Source organism: Paenibacillus sp. FSL H7-689 (genome assembly GCF_000517905.1).
Lineage (GTDB): Bacteria > Bacillota > Bacilli > Paenibacillales > Paenibacillaceae > Paenibacillus > Paenibacillus amylolyticus.
Map to the genome: position 1 here is coordinate 1 of NZ_ASPU01000065.1, position 17512 is coordinate 17512.

At 47.4% G+C, this 17512-nt stretch carries 13 protein-coding genes and 9 tRNA genes; 16 read left to right on the top strand and 6 right to left on the bottom strand.

The genetic code is table 11. From position 1 onward, the window contains the following. The first annotated feature begins 95 nt into the window (after window positions 1-95). The 10 genes from C170_RS27400 (at window position 96) to C170_RS27445 (ending at window position 1739) form a co-directional block, all read left to right on the top strand. Window positions 96-171, top strand: a tRNA-Thr gene (locus C170_RS27400). A 97-nt stretch (window positions 172-268) separates the two neighbouring features. After that, window positions 269-344: transfer RNA gene (locus C170_RS27405), tRNA-His, on the top strand. An 11-nt stretch (window positions 345-355) separates the two neighbouring features. Continuing rightward, a tRNA-Gln gene (locus C170_RS27410) sits at window positions 356-430 on the top strand. 9 nt (window positions 431-439) lie between these two features. Then, window positions 440-515: transfer RNA gene (locus C170_RS27415), tRNA-Lys, on the top strand. A gap of 9 nt (window positions 516-524) precedes the next feature. Further along, window positions 525-611 (top strand) — tRNA-Leu (locus tag C170_RS27420). 8 nt (window positions 612-619) lie between these two features. Next, window positions 620-694, top strand: a tRNA-Gly gene (locus C170_RS27425). A gap of 6 nt (window positions 695-700) precedes the next feature. After that, window positions 701-777 (top strand) — tRNA-Arg (locus tag C170_RS27430). A gap of 16 nt (window positions 778-793) precedes the next feature. Continuing rightward, window positions 794-867 (top strand) — tRNA-Pro (locus C170_RS27435). 12 nt (window positions 868-879) lie between these two features. Next, a tRNA-Gly gene (locus tag C170_RS27440) sits at window positions 880-950 on the top strand. 183 nt (window positions 951-1133) lie between these two features. Beyond that, window positions 1134-1739, top strand: a complete 606-nt coding sequence (locus C170_RS27445; RefSeq protein WP_036616471.1) for a short chain dehydrogenase — start codon at window positions 1134-1136, stop codon at window positions 1737-1739. A 223-nt stretch (window positions 1740-1962) separates the two neighbouring features. Here the strand turns inward: C170_RS27445 and C170_RS27450 are convergent, their stop codons facing one another. The 4 genes from C170_RS27450 to C170_RS27465 form a co-directional block, all read right to left on the bottom strand. Next, entirely contained in the window at window positions 1963-3009 is a 1047-nt protein-coding gene (locus C170_RS27450) for an ABC transporter substrate-binding protein (RefSeq protein ID WP_036616472.1), read from the bottom strand. Window positions 3010-3106: 97 nt separating this feature from the next. Further along, window positions 3107-4789, bottom strand: a complete 1683-nt coding sequence (locus C170_RS27455) for a helix-turn-helix domain-containing protein (RefSeq protein WP_036616476.1) — start codon at window positions 4787-4789, stop codon at window positions 3107-3109. A gap of 374 nt (window positions 4790-5163) precedes the next feature. Next, on the bottom strand, window positions 5164-6024 hold the full coding sequence (locus C170_RS27460; RefSeq protein WP_036616478.1) for a hypothetical protein: 861 nt from the start codon (window positions 6022-6024) through the stop codon (window positions 5164-5166). Between the two features lie 147 nt (window positions 6025-6171). Continuing rightward, entirely contained in the window at window positions 6172-7080 is a 909-nt protein-coding gene (locus C170_RS27465; protein ID WP_036616479.1) for a LysR family transcriptional regulator, read from the bottom strand. Between the two features lie 368 nt (window positions 7081-7448). On the opposite strand from C170_RS27465, the gene C170_RS27470 reads away from it, so the two are divergent. From C170_RS27470 to C170_RS31445, 4 genes are all read left to right on the top strand, one after another. Further along, window positions 7449-8465 (top strand): ABC transporter ATP-binding protein, encoded by a 1017-nt coding sequence (locus C170_RS27470; protein ID WP_036616791.1) that lies wholly within the window; start codon window positions 7449-7451, stop codon window positions 8463-8465. Window positions 8466-8537: 72 nt separating this feature from the next. Continuing rightward, window positions 8538-9611, top strand: coding sequence for an ABC transporter substrate-binding protein (locus C170_RS27475; RefSeq protein ID WP_036616481.1), 1074 nt, complete (start codon window positions 8538-8540; stop codon window positions 9609-9611). 88 nt (window positions 9612-9699) lie between these two features. Then, window positions 9700-11370, top strand: coding sequence for an ABC transporter permease (locus C170_RS27480; RefSeq protein WP_036616794.1), 1671 nt, complete (start codon window positions 9700-9702; stop codon window positions 11368-11370). Further along, window positions 11367-12947: an MBL fold metallo-hydrolase gene (locus C170_RS31445; RefSeq protein ID WP_036616483.1), complete on the top strand. Its 1581-nt coding sequence runs from the start codon at window positions 11367-11369 to the stop codon at window positions 12945-12947. The genes C170_RS27480 and C170_RS31445 overlap by 4 nt, the downstream gene beginning before the upstream one ends. Window positions 12948-13023: 76 nt before the next feature. Here the strand turns inward: C170_RS31445 and C170_RS27490 are convergent, their stop codons facing one another. Beyond that, complete coding sequence (locus tag C170_RS27490; RefSeq protein WP_036616485.1) at window positions 13024-13584, bottom strand: GerMN domain-containing protein; 561 nt, start codon at window positions 13582-13584, stop codon at window positions 13024-13026. 34 nt (window positions 13585-13618) lie between these two features. Further along, window positions 13619-15031, bottom strand: a complete 1413-nt coding sequence (locus C170_RS27495; protein ID WP_036616492.1) for an N-acetylmuramoyl-L-alanine amidase family protein — start codon at window positions 15029-15031, stop codon at window positions 13619-13621. A 282-nt stretch (window positions 15032-15313) separates the two neighbouring features. Between C170_RS27495 and C170_RS27500 the strand changes: the two genes are divergently transcribed. Together C170_RS27500 and C170_RS27505 are read left to right on the top strand one after the other, a co-directional pair. Continuing rightward, window positions 15314-16543: an anhydro-N-acetylmuramic acid kinase gene (locus tag C170_RS27500; RefSeq protein ID WP_036616493.1), complete on the top strand. Its 1230-nt coding sequence runs from the start codon at window positions 15314-15316 to the stop codon at window positions 16541-16543. A 125-nt stretch (window positions 16544-16668) separates the two neighbouring features. Further along, the gene (locus C170_RS27505) at window positions 16669-17508 is read left to right on the top strand and encodes a MurR/RpiR family transcriptional regulator (protein WP_036616797.1); all 840 of its coding nucleotides are present in this window, start codon (window positions 16669-16671) and stop codon (window positions 17506-17508) included. The last annotated feature ends 4 nt before the right edge of the window (window positions 17509-17512 follow it).

Sequence of the window (17512 nt, forward strand, 5' to 3'; positions counted from 1 at the left end):
GTGGTGTAGTTGGCCTAACATGCCTGCCTGTCACGCAGGAGATCGCGGGTTCGAATCCCGTCGGTTCCGCCATTTTTTAATTAAATATACACCGTGCCGGTGTAGCTCAACTGGTAGAGCAACTGACTTGTAATCAGTAGGTTGGGGGTTCAAGTCCTCTCGCCGGCACCATTTTTAGTATTTACATCTGAATTTGTGATAGAATGTATATTACAAGTAAAATTGTTAATACTAAGATTCTCTTAGTGGATGAATGGCTTACTCTATGGCGGTCGTGGCGAAGTGGTTAACGCACCGGTTTGTGGATCCGGCATTCGGGGGTTCAATTCCCCTCGATCGCCCCATGATTTTTTAATGGGGATTAGCCAAGCGGTAAGGCAACGGACTTTGACTCCGTCATGCATAGGTTCAAATCCTATATCCCCAGCCATTTTAGTATGAGTCATTAGCTCAGTTGGTAGAGCACCTGACTTTTAATCAGGGTGTCGAAGGTTCGAGCCCTTCATGACTCACCATTATATTTTGCGGTCGTGGCGGAATTGGCAGACGCGCACGGTTCAGGTCCGTGTGGGCTAACCCCCGTGGAGGTTCGAGTCCTCTCGACCGCACCATATGTTTTGCGGAAGTGGCTCAGCGGTAGAGCATCGCCTTGCCAAGGCGAGGGTCGCGGGTTCGATTCCCGTCTTCCGCTCCAATATTTGCGCCCTTAGCTCAGCTGGATAGAGCGTTTGACTACGAATCAAAAGGCCGGGAGTTCGAATCTCTCAGGGCGCGCCATTATTCTCATAAGTATCGGGATGTAGCTCAGCTTGGTAGAGCACCTGGTTTGGGACCAGGGGGTCGCATGTTCAAATCGTGTCATCCCGATTTTTTTTATTTGCGGGTGTAGTTCAATGGTAGAACTTTAGCCTTCCAAGCTAATAGCGTGGGTTCGATTCCCATCACCCGCTTCCTAGTAACATATAGAAGAGTCTTTGCTTATAGCAAAGGCTTTTTTTGTGTTAAAAAGAATAAGTGTAATTTATTTAAAATAGGGTCAATTGTCATTTGATTAAGGATGGAATCTTTGTTTAAATAAATAGAACAATTCGTATCTGATTAACCGTATTTGCTATAAAGGAGGACAAACAGTAATGAAAAGAGCTCTGGTCATTGGTGGAAACGGAACATTAGGTAAAGCCGTTGTTGCGAAACTGAGAGATTATTCCGTTGAGGTTATTACAGCAGGTAGACAATCCGGGGATGTTCAGGTGGATATGACGTCGACAGGGAGTATTACTACCCTCTTCGAAACGGTGAGAAATATTGATTACGTCATTGTGGCGGCGGGCCAGACCCATTATGCGAAACTCGAAGAACTGACACCTGAGAACAATATGATTAGTGTGCAGGGTAAACTGCTTGGACAGGTCAATATCGTATTGATTGGACAGCACTATATTAACGACAAGGGGAGTTTCACGCTGGTCAGTGGCATTATACAAGACCACCCTATTGAGAAAGGTGCATCAAGTGCTATGGTCAATGGGGCTATTGATTCGTTTGCCAAAGCGGCAGCGTTTGAGTTACCAAGAGGCATTCGTTTGAATTCGGTTAGTCCTAATCTGTTTGTAGAGTCTGCGGAAAAATATAAGGATTTCTTTATTGGATTTAATCCTGTACCTGTAGAGAAAGTGGCTAATACGTTTATCCAGAGTGCACTTGGGATTGAAACAGCCCAAAATTTCAAAATATATTAAAAGCCGGAAAGTTATATATGATTTTGATGATTACCTATCCCTAATTAATTGCAGGATGAGAAAGGTGTACATGAAATACATTTAGCTGTTAAGCATGTAGAATGATTTTTCATGAAACAGAACTGAATGAGGCCATTTGAAATATTAAAACAAAAGGAGATTCACCGGATTTTCGGTAGATCTCCTTTTGTTTGTTGTGAATGAAACAGAGGTATATTGACTATTATGGAGCAGGTAGCCCAAGAACTTCGAGCATCTCATTACGTTTGAGCGATTCGGCAATGGGGCCGTCAATGAGCCATTTCTTAGCATTGAGGACATAGACATGACCATTTTGGACAGCGGGTAGGCTTTTCCATACTTGGAGTTGCTGGATTTCATTGAGTTCATCTTTTGTTTTTTGCAACGCTTCAGCTGACCCATCTGAGCTAATGGACACGATAAACAGATAGTCTGCTTTGATTTCAGGCAAAAGTTCTACCGAGATACTGGCATTCATCCGATCCGGGTTCTCTGCCTCGAGTTTGGTAACGAGAGCATCGGGAGTGAATCCAACCTCATAACCCGCTCCTACATAACTGGAAGCTGGGAATGGCGTGGATGGAATGGAAGAGAAGAACAAACGCATATCCTTCTCTTCCAGGCGCAGGAATGCAGCTGTAGGTTTGGTCTTGGTGATATCGGCTGCAAGCTTCTGAGCTTCAGTTACTTGATCTTTATTTTTTTGTAAAAGCTGTTCAGCCCGCTCTTCAATATCTAGCGCAGTAGCTACCTGCACGATAGATTCCTGCCAATTACGGCGATCATAAGTGATCGTAGGCGCGATCTTCTCGAGTTGTTCGAGAATCTTGGCATCCAAACTGGCATTGGCAATAATGAGGTCCGGATTGGCGCTAACTACAGCTTCAAAATTGACACTTTCATTAATGGGTTCGACAGCCACGCCTTGGGCTTCAAGTTGCTCATTCAGATAATCTTGCCGGCCAATAGGTGTAGCAAGTACCAGTGGTACCTCCAAGGAGAGGAGAATATCCTCCATATTAATGGACACAATCCGTTCAGGATGTGCCGGGATTTCTTTGCTGCCACTGGCGCTCTCCACGGTCTTAGTAGCTGATTCAGTGGATGAGTCGCCATCTGTCCCCGCAGCTGATTTTACGCCATCTGCAGATGGCTGCGAAGTGCTTGCAGGTGTCTGTCCACACGCAACAAGTAACATGGCGAGTATGAGCAGGATTCCCGTTATTTTGACATATTGCTGTTTGTACATCATAATCCCCCTGTGTTTCTAATGATATTGATTCTCAGTACACTTTATATTGTAGCGGTCTCATGTTGGGGGAGACATAGCCTTCTGTGCTATCCGGTCATGGATTAATGTGCTGAGTTCCACCAAAAAGTTTCAGGGTTTCATCGATGATCTGATCATGAGCATATGGTGAATAATCCAACCACGGCATTTCATCTAGCAGATATACATGTTGGTTCTGCACAGGCATCAAATCTTGCCATTGCTGAGTATGTTGTAGTTTATGCCAACGTTGCTGGGATTCTGAGTCCTGGTCCACAATCAGTAACATGCGATCTCCAACCATTTGAGGCAACTCCTGGTCATCCAATGCACGATAGACTTGCCCTGGAAGCAGATCATGTGAAGGCGCCACGCCCAGGTCGTTATATAGAACAGCGCCCCCATTGCGTCGCCCGTAGATTAACAGATGACCCATCATGATATGAATAATGGAGACCGTGTCCTTACCGATTAAATGAGTAAGCTGCTCTTTGGCTTGGATTACCTTGTCATCGTACTGCTCCAACCATTGCTGAGCATCTTGTTGCTGTCCCACAATGGAGGCAACTTGTATAAAGTGTTCCCGCCAGCTCAATCCTTTCCATGGGATAACGATGGTAGGCGCAATTCGCTGCAGCGTTCTTTTTAACGTATGGGCTTCGTACTCATTACAGAGTATGAGGTCAGGGCTCGCTTGCATCAACAACTCAACGTTGGTTTGCCAGATATGAGGATTCATTCGTTTGCTACGCCCCAGATGATAAGGGATATTGGAGAAAAAAAGATTCCTGTGTTGATCCCGTCGGTTATCGATCAATGCCGCATGGGGGATGATCTGTAATGCCAGCAGATGGCCAGTGGTTCCGAAGGAGAGAGCGGCAATTTTACTGCGTTTCTGTCGTTGATAGGTAGAGGGAGACACGCCAACATATTTTTTGAATTTGCGACTAAAGTAAAACTCGTCCTGAAAACCAACCTGTGAGGCGATATGTTTGATGGTTTGGCCGGGGACGAGCAGCATCTCTTTGGCCCGGTCCATGCGGATGCTATTCACGTATTCCATGGGACTGATGCCAGTGCTGTTTTTGAATACCCGCGAATAGTGCCACACACTCATGCCTGCCACTCCGGCAAGAACTTCACGAGAAAGATGCTCAGCATATCCAAGCTCAATAAGTTCAAGCGTTTGATCCAAAGCAGAGGTGTGTTCGGAATCTCCTATTGCACTTTCTTTGGGAGGAGCATACACATGGGTTAACAATTCATGCATCAAAGTCTGAATGCGAAATGGACGATTTTCTTGAGGTACAGAGATGCATTCATGGAGCTGTGAGGCAATTCTGGTACATTCCTGAAAAAGTTCATGCGGTAACTCATCGGCATAAGCCGAACGAAGTAACCCTTTTTGGTATACCTCCATTACAGTAGATCCGGAAGTAGCTTTATTGATGTCGGAGAGAGGCTTCAACATATCAAAATATATCGCGATGCCCTGTAAAGGATGAACCTCATCCGTTGTATATTCTATCGCTGTTCCTGGCAGGATCAGATACATCTTGCCGAGTGTGGCATGATTCAGCCTGTGCCCAATACGAATATCGGCTTCACCACCAGTACAGATGAGCAGAAGATGTGAATCCGTTAATACGAATGGGGCAAGAAAAGACGCTTGATCGAGAACTTCGGATGTCTTGAATCTTGCATATAGGTCACGGGTATGGTCACCGTTAGATATCAGTGGAAAGACTTGCAAAGTCACCAGAATCCCTCCTTAACTTACGATAGTAACATTACATATGATGTGTTTGAGAATAATTATCAATTATCGCATATTGTCATACAAATAAGAAGTCCATATGATAATATGAAAATGAAATAGCGAATTCTAATCATTGAACCGCGTAACTCTCCACTATAACTTGAATTGAAATAGGTTACCGAGTTGGAAAATAGCCAATACATAGTTCCCATCATCTAAACCGTTGAGCGAATAATTAATGAAAATCTTAACTGATGTTAATCGTAGAATTACTTAAATAACAGATCATTTAATTCACTACGCAAAAAAAGACAAGCCCCTCTCCTACGATGTCCGCAGGAAGAGGAACTTGTCTTTTTAATTAGAGCTTGCGATTAGTATCTTTCCAGAATCGTCTGTGTCTTCAAGCCATCAGCCGGAATCAGCCAGTTGTTGTTCTCCAGCAACTGCAACAGTTGGGTACGCAGTCCGGATACGGCTACAGTATCATCGGTTTTGAAAGAAACCTCTACGATATTCTCAATACCTGTACCTGCTGCGTCACGGATCGGCCATACTTCGAGTGTAAGCTCTTGACCACTCCATGTACCTTCATATCGTTGGAATGTGATTGGACCATATGCACGGGATTGAGTCAATTGCTGCTTGCCCCAGTTGGAGGCAGACCAGTTTTTCAATTTGCCCGGAAGCTTGTCCAGTAACATGTTCAAGGCTTCTTGCTGGGAAGGAAGTTGGACTCCTGTCGCTTTGGTATCGACTTTTTTGGTGTTGGAGAAGCTCAGCGTCTGTTTGCCGTATCCCCAATCAATTTCAGCCTCGTAGTTATCATCCGATTTATCAAATCCCTCTTGGTTAGCCAGAGTCAGCGCTGCGTTGATATCGCCATTGATCACAGGGTAGCGTTTTTTATAAGTCAATTCGTAGTTATTTTTATCATCCTTTTTGCGAAAACGAACGTTCCATCCTTGTTGATCCAATCCGAGAGCATTGGTGTCGAAGTACTCTACGTTAATATTTCTTGGCGTGGAATTTAGGCCGAGTGTCTGGATCACTTCACTGCGTGGTGTCCCATCTGTATTCAATACAAGTTCCGGCTTGGCCAGAAACTTTACTTCATATGCAGGAACGGCATTGGCAGCAGCTGAAGCCTGGGGTGCTCCCAGAAATGTCATTCCACTTCCCAATGTTACGATGCTCAGCATCAATGAGGCGGTTACCTTTTTCCACTTTTTCAAAACCAATCACTCTCCTAATCTGGATTAACGTACAGATCCCACTTTATCGCCCGAATATATGAAAGCGATTAAAGGGAAGCGCACATTGCGTTAACCCTGCATAGATTTGATGAATGGCAAACGATAGTTTATAGCGGATCAGGGCAATCAGCCATGGAAAATGGGGAAGCCGTGACTCACCTCTCGCAGCACTTCTTTGAATCGGTTTACCTGAACGGAAGGGTGGCGGTCCTTGTTATGTACTGTATAGATATGGCGCGGTGCCTGCTCTCCCGGAATGGGAAGAACTTGAATGAGCCCCTGCTGTTCCTCCCATTGTACCGCCATCCGAGACATGAATGAGACATGCCCTCCGATTAACACGAGCTGTTTGATCGCTTCCAGGGAATCCATCTCCACGGTACTCCGCAAACGAATATCATGTTGCGCAAGCCATTGATTGGTTAGCCGCCGTGTACTGGATTCATTGCCATGTAAGGCAAAAGGAATCTGCGCGATATGATCAGGTGTTAATGCATCCTTCTGGGCCAATCCATGTTGTGGAGAACAGATCAATACTAAATCGTCTTCACACAGCGTCTCAGCTTGCAGGGCAGGGCCAACAAATGGCTCGGAAGAGATCACCCCCAGATCAATCTGATGCCGAATCAGCATCTCGCGAATAACAGGTGATGGTTTGACGGATAAGACAATACGAATGCCCGGGAATTCCTGAGAAAAGGTGTTGAGTATGGTGGGCAGCAAATATGTAGCCGGTACATAGCTTGCTCCAATGTGCAGGGTGCCCCGATAGAGACTGTCATATTCCTTTACGACCCGCCTTGCCTCTTGGGTCAGAGCATTGATTTTGACAGAATAGTGGAGCAAAGCCTGTCCGGCTTCGGTTAAAAAGGTCTTTCCACTACGCGATTCGAATAATCGCACGCCCATCTCTTCCTCCAATGACTTCATATGAAATGTAACGGTGGGTTGCTTGATCCCCAGTAACTCGGCCACGCTTGTCATGTGATGATGCTTGTCGATCAGTTCAACAATTTGCAATTTGATCAGATTCAATGTCCCGACACTCCTCTCACTTCTACTAGCCCCAATATATAAGATGATCTAATGTTTTTCATAAAGACGGAGAGTACAGAACCAATCTGAAGAAGCGAAGCGTTCGCCTTTATCCCCGGATTTCTCCCTTCATAAAGGGAATATAAGAAATCTGGGGATAACAGCGATCGGAAGATGGTGCTGTAATCGAAGCGACAACATGAAAATTAATTTAGTTCACCTAATATAGATTTAATCTATGAACATCAACAGAATTCATCTAAAAAGTTAATTCCAATTTTACATACAAGACATACAACTCGCGAAAGCGGACGTTAGACTGAGAACAGTGCAAGAGATTAAGTAACAGAAGACAGGCAGGGATGCTTATGAAATTAGAGATAACAGGAATTCAAAAATCATTTAATCAAACACCCGCACTGTTGCCGACAGATCTAACGCTTGAACATGGAAAGTTCACGACCCTGCTCGGCCCATCCGGCTGTGGCAAAACAACACTGCTCCGCATGTTGGCCGGGCTGGAACAGCCGGACGCGGGGGAGATTCGTGCAGATGGTCAGTGTATCTACTCTGCGGCGAAGCGGATTGATATACCAACACACAAGCGTAATCTGGGCATGGTGTTTCAGGATTTTGCATTATGGCCGCATATGACCGTATACGAAAATGTAGCGTTTGGCCTGAAGGCCGGAAAACAGAAATCTGATCTGCGGCAAAAGGTGAACGAAGCGCTTGGCATGGTTCGCCTGCAAGGCATGGAAGACCGATATCCTCATCAGCTGTCTGGTGGACAGCAGCAACGGGTTGCTTTTGCCAGAGCCGTAGCGGTCAGACCTGGTGTGATCCTGTTCGATGAGCCACTGAGTGCACTGGATGCTGTACTCCGGGAAGAGATGCGGATTGAGATGATGTCGCTGGTTCGGGACATGGGATTGACTGCGCTGTACGTAACACATGATCAGATTGAAGCGATGTCGATGTCAGATGAGATTGTGGTGATGCAGAAGGGGCGGATATTGCAAAAGGGGAGCCCGGAAACGATTTACTCGGCGCCAAGTGATCCGTATGTCGCTTCGTTTATCGGAAAGTCCAACTGGCTCACGCCTAATCAATCGATGGTGCGACCAGAGCATGTCACCTGGAACAAAACAGGCCATGACGATCTGTGTTATCCGGGGAAGGTACTTAGTGTCAGCTATGTAGGTGAACGTTATGAAGTACGAGTGCAGATGGAAGGGCTGGGCGTATGGACAGCCTATATGAACCAAAGAGTGCGTGTGGGAGAGCGGGTTCAGCTTCATGTAGCCCCCGAGCGGATATGCCGAATGGACGGTTATGACCACCCGAGTGTGAAGCAAAACGAAGCGATCGCAGTGGCATATTAAATTGGTGAACGAACACGCAGTTGGAAGCAGGAGTACACACTTTTTATAAGAAACCAGGGGAGATGGACGAATATGTTGGGTATGAACACACGAAAAAAGAGCGCAATGCTGTTATTAACAGCGGTAATGAGTATCAGTTTGTTCGGATGTAGTACGGGCAACACAACTACAGGCAACGCGGCACAACCCGCGGGCGAAGGTAGCACGGCAGCAGCGGCGGAAACAACGAAACCGGCTGGTGGCAAGTTGGTCTTGTACAGTGCTGGCCCACAGAAGCTGGCGGATAACATCGTGAGCGGATTTACAGACAAAACAGGGATCGAAGTTGAGATGTTCCAGGGAACGACAGGCAAAATTCTGGCTCGTATGGAAGCTGAGAAATCCAATCCGGTTGCAGACGTTGTAATCCTGGCCTCTTTACCTTCAGCACAGGCTCTGAAAGCGGATGGACTGACTATGCCTTACCCGAACGCAGCCAATGCAGACAAGTTGAACAAGGACTGGTCGGATGCAGAGGGCAACTATTTTAGCAGCAGTGCTTCCGCACTGGGCATTGTGTATAACACCAAACTGGTATCTACACCACCAACAAGTTGGGCAGAGCTGGCTACGCCTGCGTGGAAAGATGCAGTAAACATTCCCGACCCTACATTATCAGGTTCAGCACTCGACTTCATCACAGGCTACCTGAGCGCGAACGGTGAAAAAGGTTGGGATCTGCTGAGTGCCTATAAAGCCAATGGTGTAGCGATGGCAGGCGCCAATCAGGAAGCACTTGATCCGGTCATTACGGGTGCCAAAAGCATCGTAGCAGCAGGTGTGGACTACATGGCGTATTCCTCCAAGGCAAAAGGCGAACCACTGGATATCGTATATCCTGAGGAAGGCACGGTAATCAGCCCAAGACCGGCAGCGATTCTGAAATCCAGTCCAAATGTAGAAAATGCCAAAGCGTTCATTGACTACCTGTTGTCCGATGAAGCACAGAAGCTTGTTGCAGATGCTTATCTGATTCCGGGCCGCGAAGACATTGAAGCGACTAACCGTGCCAATGTGAAGGATATTCCACAACTTAAAGTGGATTGGAACTGGATGAGCGAACATGGCGAAGAGACAGCGGCGCGTTTTTCCGAGACTTTTAAGTAAGAAGAACAAGTATAGAGACAATTAGGCAAAAGGAATATCTGCTGTCTGTGGAAAGTCATGTGAGGTGAACGTAGTGAAACCTGTTGTAATGGACAACAACCGAATTTTTCGGAGAGTGGGCGTGATTCTGGCCCTCTTTCTGCTGACCATAAGCATTGGCGTACCGCTCTTGCTGATCTTCTGGCAAAGTGTGTATCCGGACGGGCAGTGGGATTGGATGGCTCCGATTCGCACGATTACCGGTCATCATCTATCAGGTGTATTGCTGAACTCCGTCTGGCTTGGCATATGCGTTGTAGCGGTAACTACGCTGCTGGCGCTACCGCTGGCTTGGATGATGGCGAAGACCCGAATGGGCGAGCATCGCTGGGTCGATGTAATCCTGATGATTCCGTTCATGACTCCGCCGTATATCGGATCGATGGGCTGGATTCTGTTTATGCAAAAAGGGGGATATCTGCAGCAATGGGTGCCCTCATCTGCGGGTTGGAGTGAGCTGTTCTTCAGCTTCTGGGGCATGGTGCTCATCATGAGCTTGCACCTGTTCCCGTTCCTGTATCTGCTGCTTCGAGATGCGTTGATCCGCATCGGTGGCAATCTCGAAGAAGCGGGAGCTGTGCACGGTGCACGTGCAGGATACCGTTTCAGACGTATTATTTTACCCTTATTGTTGTCGTCCTACGGCATGGGGATCATGCTGGTCTTTGTCAAAACGATTGCGGAATTCGGAACTCCGGCAACCTTCGGGCGCAAGATTGGCTATTATGTCATGACCTCCGAGATCCATAAGTACATCTCCAGTTGGCCGATTGACTTCGGCAAGGCGACTTCGCTGGCATCGGTGCTGTTGTCCGTCTGTCTGGTGATGTGGTATATGCAGTCTGCCATGAGTCGAAAGTTCACGTATCGTCTGGTCGGTGGCAAAGGGCAACGTTCGAAGCGATATTCTCTTCGTGGCGGAGCAGGATTGTTATGCGGGGTGTATCTTGCGATTCTGTTGATCCTGTCGATAGGTATCCCGTATTTCTCCATCATTGCCGCTTCGACCATGAAGTTACGGGGATCGGGAATTGCATTTGATAATCTGACCTTGGATCATTACAAAGAGCTGTTATCTTGGGGATCGGTGAGCATGAAGGCCATCGGGAACAGTCTCGGTCTATCCCTTGCGGCTTCAACGGTCGCTGTTATTATCGGAACTGGATTTGCGCTGGCGATCGGCAGATCATCTTCATTCATGCAGCGTGTGATTGACTTGTTCAGTCTGTTGCCTAATACGGTGCCGGGTATCGTGATGGTGGTGGGTTTGATTCTGTTCTGGAACTCACCCTGGATGCCAGTCACGTTGTATAACACCTATGGCATGGTTGTGCTCACGTACGTTGTGCTCTTCTTGCCTTACACCGTGCAGTATGTAAAATCGAGCTTTACCCAGATTGACGGAACGTTGTTCCAAGCTGGGCAAGTGTTTGGCGGGAAGCCGCTGTATATTCTGCGGCGAATCCTGATCCCGCTGATCCTGCCCGGCATGCTGGCCGGCTGGATGATGACCTTTACGATTGCTACCCGGGAGCTGGTAGGTTCGTTATTGATTCTTCCGCCGTCGATGCAGACGTCGGCTACGTATATTTTTGCCCAGTTTGAACAAGGTCAGGTGTCGTTGGGAATGGCAATGGCTGTTGTGACTGTAGGCATGACGGTGCTGATGCTGCTGGGAATCGAACTGCTGAATTCAAAGAGAAAGTGGAATGCATCATGATCAAACTGAACGTATGGGGCGGTGCAGGGGAACACGGACGTTCCGCCTATCTCCTGAGCGGGAGCCAGTTCCACCTTTTGCTGGATTGTGGTGTGAAAAAAGAAGGCACGGGCGAGTATCCGATGATTGACCCGGAGATTGTCCCGCAACTGGATGCGGTCCTGTTGTCCCACGCCCATGAGGATCATTCGGTCGCCATCCCTTTGCTGTACAAGATGGGCTACCAGGGTGAAGTGTGGACGACGAGAGAGACGAGGGCGCAACTGCGTACGTATTTTGCCAACTGGCGAAGGTTTGCAGAACGTGTCGGAGAGAAGCTCCCTTACGATGAAGCAGATGAGCAGGCTATTCGTTATCGGTATCTGGAGGATAAGGTTGTATCCCAAACCTGGTTCGAACCCATTCCTGGAGTAAAAGTGATGTGGGGCCGGAGTGGACATCTGGCTGGATCGGTATGGTTTGGGGTTGAAATGGAAGGTAAGCGGATTTTTTATTCCGGGGACTACACGTCCGAATCGATGCTTTTACAGGAGGATTATCCAGCGGAGGCGTTCTTACGGGAAAACATGATTCGTGAAGATACGTTGTTCGATACTCCGAGCAGTGAACAGTGGGGCGCGGAGGAACTAATTGCTATAAACAGTGGGCAAAAGGCTGGAGAACTCATAACGTCACCAGATCAGACATCTGTTGCATCAGAAGCGTCGTCAAGAACACTCGTATCCACGGAGATACCCATGAAGCAGAGAAATTTCACATCCAAAGAAGCAGATGGAGTAGGCAGAGCAAGCGGAGTAGATAGAGCAGCAATATCTTCAGTCGGGCTGGTAGATCTGGCGATTGTTGATGCGGCCTACGGTACGGACCAAGATACACAGGCTGACAAACTGGAACAGCTCGAACGAGCCATTCGCCATACGATTGCACGCGGTGGAAAGGTGCTACTACCCATGCCTGTCGTAGGGCGTGGACAGGAGATCATACTGTGGGCACAGCAACAATTCCCGGCTATTCCAATCGTAGTGGAACAAGGGCTGGTGGACGGTATGAAGCAACTTCTGCATGTTCCGTATTGGTTGAGGGAGAAGGGAGAGCATGTCATCGGAAGTTCGTTGAAAGACGAAATCGATTGCTTTCTGACCGGACGAGGATGGGATCTACCTACAACCACCCAAGAGCGGGAACAACTGTTGGAACATCATGCTGCTTCGCTATGGTTCATTCCGGACGGCATGATGCAGTCCTCGCTTGCCCGTTGGTACTATAGTCAATTATCGGACAGGGAGGAGAATCTGATTCTGCTCACTGGGCATGTTGCTCATGGTACATTTGCTGATAAGTTGCTACGGGTTCCTGACAAGTATGGAGCATGTGAGGTGCGGAAAATACGTTATAAAGTTCATCAGGGCTGGAAGGATGTTGAACGGATGCTGCATCAGGTTCCAGCAAGGCATACGGTCCTTGTGCATGCTGACCGGGTAGAGACGGACCGATTAAAAGAAGGTTTGCTCAGAAATAGCCCGTCACCGAGAACAGTGATACATTCACTGTCTGCTGGTGACGAGCTATATGTGTGAATTGTGCATGAATCGAATTGATGCGTCAGATTGGAACGTCCCTGGGGACGTTCTTTTTCCATTGTTGTCTGATCATTTAGGGTTCGCGATGAATGGGGTGCTCCAGTTCGGCATGACCCATCAAACTATCAACGGCTTCACCATCCACCAGTATATCCAGACTCTTCACTTCATCAAATTGAAACATCGTTGTTGTTAAAGCTTCCAATGCGAGCAATTCTCCACTGGTACCGAGGTTCGCTTCAGCGGGGATATGAACATCCAAAGTCACCGTACCCTCAGCATATTGGACAGAGAGCAATTCCACCTGCTCCCAGAGGGAAACAAGCTCTGAATCGGTGTTCGTTTGCAACGCTACAAATGTTTTTTCATATTTTTCGGAGTCATCCTTGTACTCAATTTCCTGCTCTGTTTTCTCTAGCTCAAGTACCTGAGAGTCTGCCAAATATACATCGACGACTTGTGTATTCATTGTGCCCAGATCCACCTCCGTTTCGGATGGGTTTGGTGCCTGCACCTGTCCTCCCTGAACAGCAGGTTCATTCGAACCGGATTGGCTCACTGGCTTCTGGGCACATCCAACTCCGATAAGGATCAAGCATGATAATATAAGTGCACAACCTAGCTTCTTATTCAAAGAAACACTTCCTTTATCTGATTTATTTGATAATTTATAGGCCCAAATACTCCTTGATTCCATCGGCTATCGCTTGAGCGGCTTTCATCTGAACAACTTCGGACGACATCAGTTCTTCATCGAGCACATTACTCAAGAATCCCACTTCCAAAAGCACTGCAGGCATGGTCGTGTCTCGGATTACTTCCAAGTTGCCATTCTTCACACCACGATCTCTGAGACCCATGGCTTTCACCAAACGTTGATGAATGATAGTAGCTAATTCCTTGCTGTTACTGCGTTGATAATAATATGTCTCCGTACCTGTGGCTTGGGGGGCGGACTTCACGCTATTGCCATGGATAGATACAAATACATCCGCATTTAATTGATTGGCGAGTTGAACACGCTCAGGGCGGGTCGGATAGGTATCACCTTCACGAGTCATCACCAATTCGATATTGGGTTCATTGAGCAACAGGGCTTGTACTTTGTGAGCTAATGCCAGATTGTATTCCTTTTCGGGTTTGTTCGTGATGCTGATCGTCCCTGGATCACTGCCACCGTGTCCTGGATCGATGACCACAACCTTGCGTCCTGAGTCGCCTACTGGAGTGACTGGAGCAGGTGTGACATTGTCACCCGCAACATTCAGATCAATAATCAGTTTGTCGGCAATCACATTGTGGCTGTACTGGACATTCTTCACATTATTCAATTCTACGACAATGCGAACTTGTGCCGGTTCTCGTTTGAACAGTGAATATCTCACTTCTGTCACATTGGGATAAGCGCTCACATCCAACTTGCCATTGAGTCCTTGATCCAGTGGCTGGGAGATATCGCCAAAGGTGGCTCCGGGCAAGTCCACAACCAGACGATCAGGGTACTTGAGGGTCGTTACTATCGGCTGAACGGCCCCATCGGTGGATAACACGAGCTGATTATTGGCAAATTGGATATCGGTAACCTGAGCGGTAGAGCTTGAATCCCCTTTTCCAGGACTATTTCCTGGTTCAATAGCAGGTTCCTTACTGGTGTTTGTTAAGTATACGATCTTGTCTTGATTGTTCCATCTTACCTTAAGCCCCATTTGTTCACTGACAAATCGAATGGGCACCACCAGCGTTTTATTCAAAATCTGCGGTGCTGTGTTCAAATTGACTTGTTTGTCAGCAACCATGGCTTGCTTTTGGTCCACGGTTAGGGAAATCGTCTGTTGATCTTGCTGAATTTTTACAGTGCGTGCTTGTTGGTTCCAATCGACTTTGAATTTCAAATTTTCGGCAACGACACGAATCGGGATCATCACGTTTTTATTGATAATCGTTACCTGTACATCACTTGGGAGGACTAATTCCTCTCCATCCATAAAGATTTTCGACGTGCTTGCAGCGGCATTTCCCTGATTAGGGAGCAAAACGAGTAAGAACAGACTCAAAAACAGTAGTAAAATGGTTTTCTTCATTATGCACCTCGACTAATATTAGATCATTTTCTTAATTCCAAAATATCCCTACATATTATAAACGGTAAAAATGTAAAAATGTTTCTCTTCTGATATCTAATTATCAATTGATGGATGAAAACATGATGTGTGATCTCAAATGGGATGAATATTTCTCTTTATATTTTTAATGATGTAATTAAATTTCATATAATGTTTGACTTGCGAAATTTAATATCATATACTGGGTGAAATTATGGCAGGATGACGTGTTCATCGGGTCTTGCAGGAGGTTGGAAGTGGATGGATACAGGCAGCTATCCGATGTGGGAGAAGTATCGTTTGAAGCAGGAGCATCTGGTCATCGGACTAATGTCAGGAACGTCACTTGATGGAACTGACGCCGCACTGGTGCGTATTCAAACCGATATGAGCGGGGCATTACAGCAGATCGAGCTGGTTGATTTCGTCTGTGTGCCGTATTCCAATGGATTGAGAGACGTACTGATCCGGTTATGTTCACCGGGGACAGCTCGTGTCGACGAGCTGACAGCCGCGCATTTTGGTGTATCAGAGTGGTATGCGCATAGCGTTACGGAACTGATGAAGTCTGCCGGTATTTCAACACAGCAGGTGGATGTGATTAGCATGCATGGACAGACGGTATGGCATGCTCCTGTAGCATCTTCATTTCCAGGGCCAACGGGAGCAAGTCTTGATGTGGTATCGACATTGCAGATCGGTGAATGTGCTGTCGTTCGAGAACGGACAGGACTGCCAGTGATTGGCAACCTGCGGGCAAGGGATATGGCCGCTGGTGGGGAAGGTGCCCCGCTTACGCCTTATGCGGATGCTCTGATGTTCCGTAGCCCGACGGAAGGACGGCTGGTGCAGAATATCGGAGGCATTGGCAATGTGACGGTGCTTCCCTCCGAGTCATCTACCGAAGGTATTTCGGCATTTGATACGGGACCAGGGAATATGGTGATGGACGCCATTGTGCGGCAGGCAACGGATGGGCGGCAGCATTATGATCCGAATGGAAGTATTGCCGCACAGGGGAAGGTCGATCAGCGTCTGGTAGACCTGTGTTTGGAGGATGAGTATTTCAAAAGACTTCCACCGAAAAGTACCGGGCGAGAAGTATATGGAACCGCGTATGCAGTGAGACTGATGAAGATGGCCGCAGAGCGTTCCTTATCTCTTGAAGATACGCTGGCTACTGCCACCTGTCTGACCGCGGAGACCATCGTGCGCGCAGTAAAGGATTTTATCCTGCCCAAGGTGCAAATATCGGCCATGCTTGCGTGCGGTGGTGGCACTTCCAATGCCACGCTGATGGAGATGATCCGTAAGAGACTACCGAAAGATATCCGTTTGGAACGAACAGCAGATTATGGCGTACCTGATGATGCTCGGGAAGCCATTGGATTTGCTCTACTTGGCCATGAGGCACTAATGGGAAGAACCAATACACTCCCGGCAGTAACCGGAGCGAAACACGCCGTAATCTCAGGCAATCTCACACTCTAGTGAGGCCTGACTTTAATTGGAGTTCAGTTATGGAAGGGCGAGGGATTCGATTAGACGCGAGTGGAATTATAAGATAAAATGCTTGTACATGAATGCAGTACGGAAAGGAGGAGCGAATGGAAGGCATGAAAGGTGGACTTGTACGTTTACGCGCATTAATGGATGACTTGACCCCGTCCGAACGGAAGATCGGAGCTTATATTCTCGATCACCCGCAAGAAACTGTTCAATCCTCGGTGGCCCAGTTGTCTGAACGGAGTGGAGGCAGCCCAGCTGCCATTATCCGTCTCTGCAAATCACTAGGTGTAACGGGTTTTCAGGAGCTGAAGCTGAAGATTGCCGGAGATTTGCAGACGAGTGAGCCATATCAATATACGGAGATTCGTCCCCAGGACTCCATGGAGAGCATTATTCAGCATGTGTCCGCAAACAATATTCAGTCGGTGAAGGATACGGTTCATATTCTGGACCCACGTCTGGTGGAAAAAGCTGTGGACGTGCTTCATCAGGCAAACCGGATCTTTTTCTATGGAGTAGGGGCCTCCAACCTGATTGCGCTGGATGCACATTACAAGTTCATGCGAATCAATCGCACAAGCTTTTCGTTCGCCGATCCGCATATGCAGATTTCGTCCGCAACGACGCTTCGTGAGGATGATGCGGTTGTATGTATCTCGTATTCAGGGGAGACTTCGAACGTAATCTCCTGTCTCAAGCATGCTCATGATGGCGGTGCAGCGACAATCAGCATTACCAAGTGGGGCAGCAATACACTCAGTAGTATGGCGGATGTACCCCTGATGATTACTTCCACCGAAAGTGATATTCGAAGCGGAGCGACTTCGTCACGGATTGCACAGCTGAACGTGATCGATATTTTGTATCTGGCGATTGCCAGTCGGGATTACAACCAGTCGGTGGAGTATTTGGAGAAGAGCCGACAGGCTATTCTGGAGCACAAGTGAAGTA

Coding starts and splice junctions, on each gene's coding strand:
- C170_RS27445 (WP_036616471.1), top strand. CDS start 1,134: ATGAAAAGAGCTCTGGTCATTGGTGGAAACGGAACATTAGGTAAAGCC.
- C170_RS27500 (WP_036616493.1), top strand. CDS start 15,314: ATGGATACAGGCAGCTATCCGATGTGGGAGAAGTATCGTTTGAAGCAG.
- C170_RS27475 (WP_036616481.1), top strand. CDS start 8,538: ATGTTGGGTATGAACACACGAAAAAAGAGCGCAATGCTGTTATTAACA.
- C170_RS27450 (WP_036616472.1), bottom strand. CDS start 3,009: ATGTACAAACAGCAATATGTCAAAATAACGGGAATCCTGCTCATACTC.
- C170_RS27505 (WP_036616797.1), top strand. CDS start 16,669: ATGAAAGGTGGACTTGTACGTTTACGCGCATTAATGGATGACTTGACC.
- C170_RS27495 (WP_036616492.1), bottom strand. CDS start 15,031: ATGAAGAAAACCATTTTACTACTGTTTTTGAGTCTGTTCTTACTCGTT.
- C170_RS31445 (WP_036616483.1), top strand. CDS start 11,367: ATGATCAAACTGAACGTATGGGGCGGTGCAGGGGAACACGGACGTTCC.
- C170_RS27470 (WP_036616791.1), top strand. CDS start 7,449: ATGAAATTAGAGATAACAGGAATTCAAAAATCATTTAATCAAACACCC.
- C170_RS27480 (WP_036616794.1), top strand. CDS start 9,700: ATGGACAACAACCGAATTTTTCGGAGAGTGGGCGTGATTCTGGCCCTC.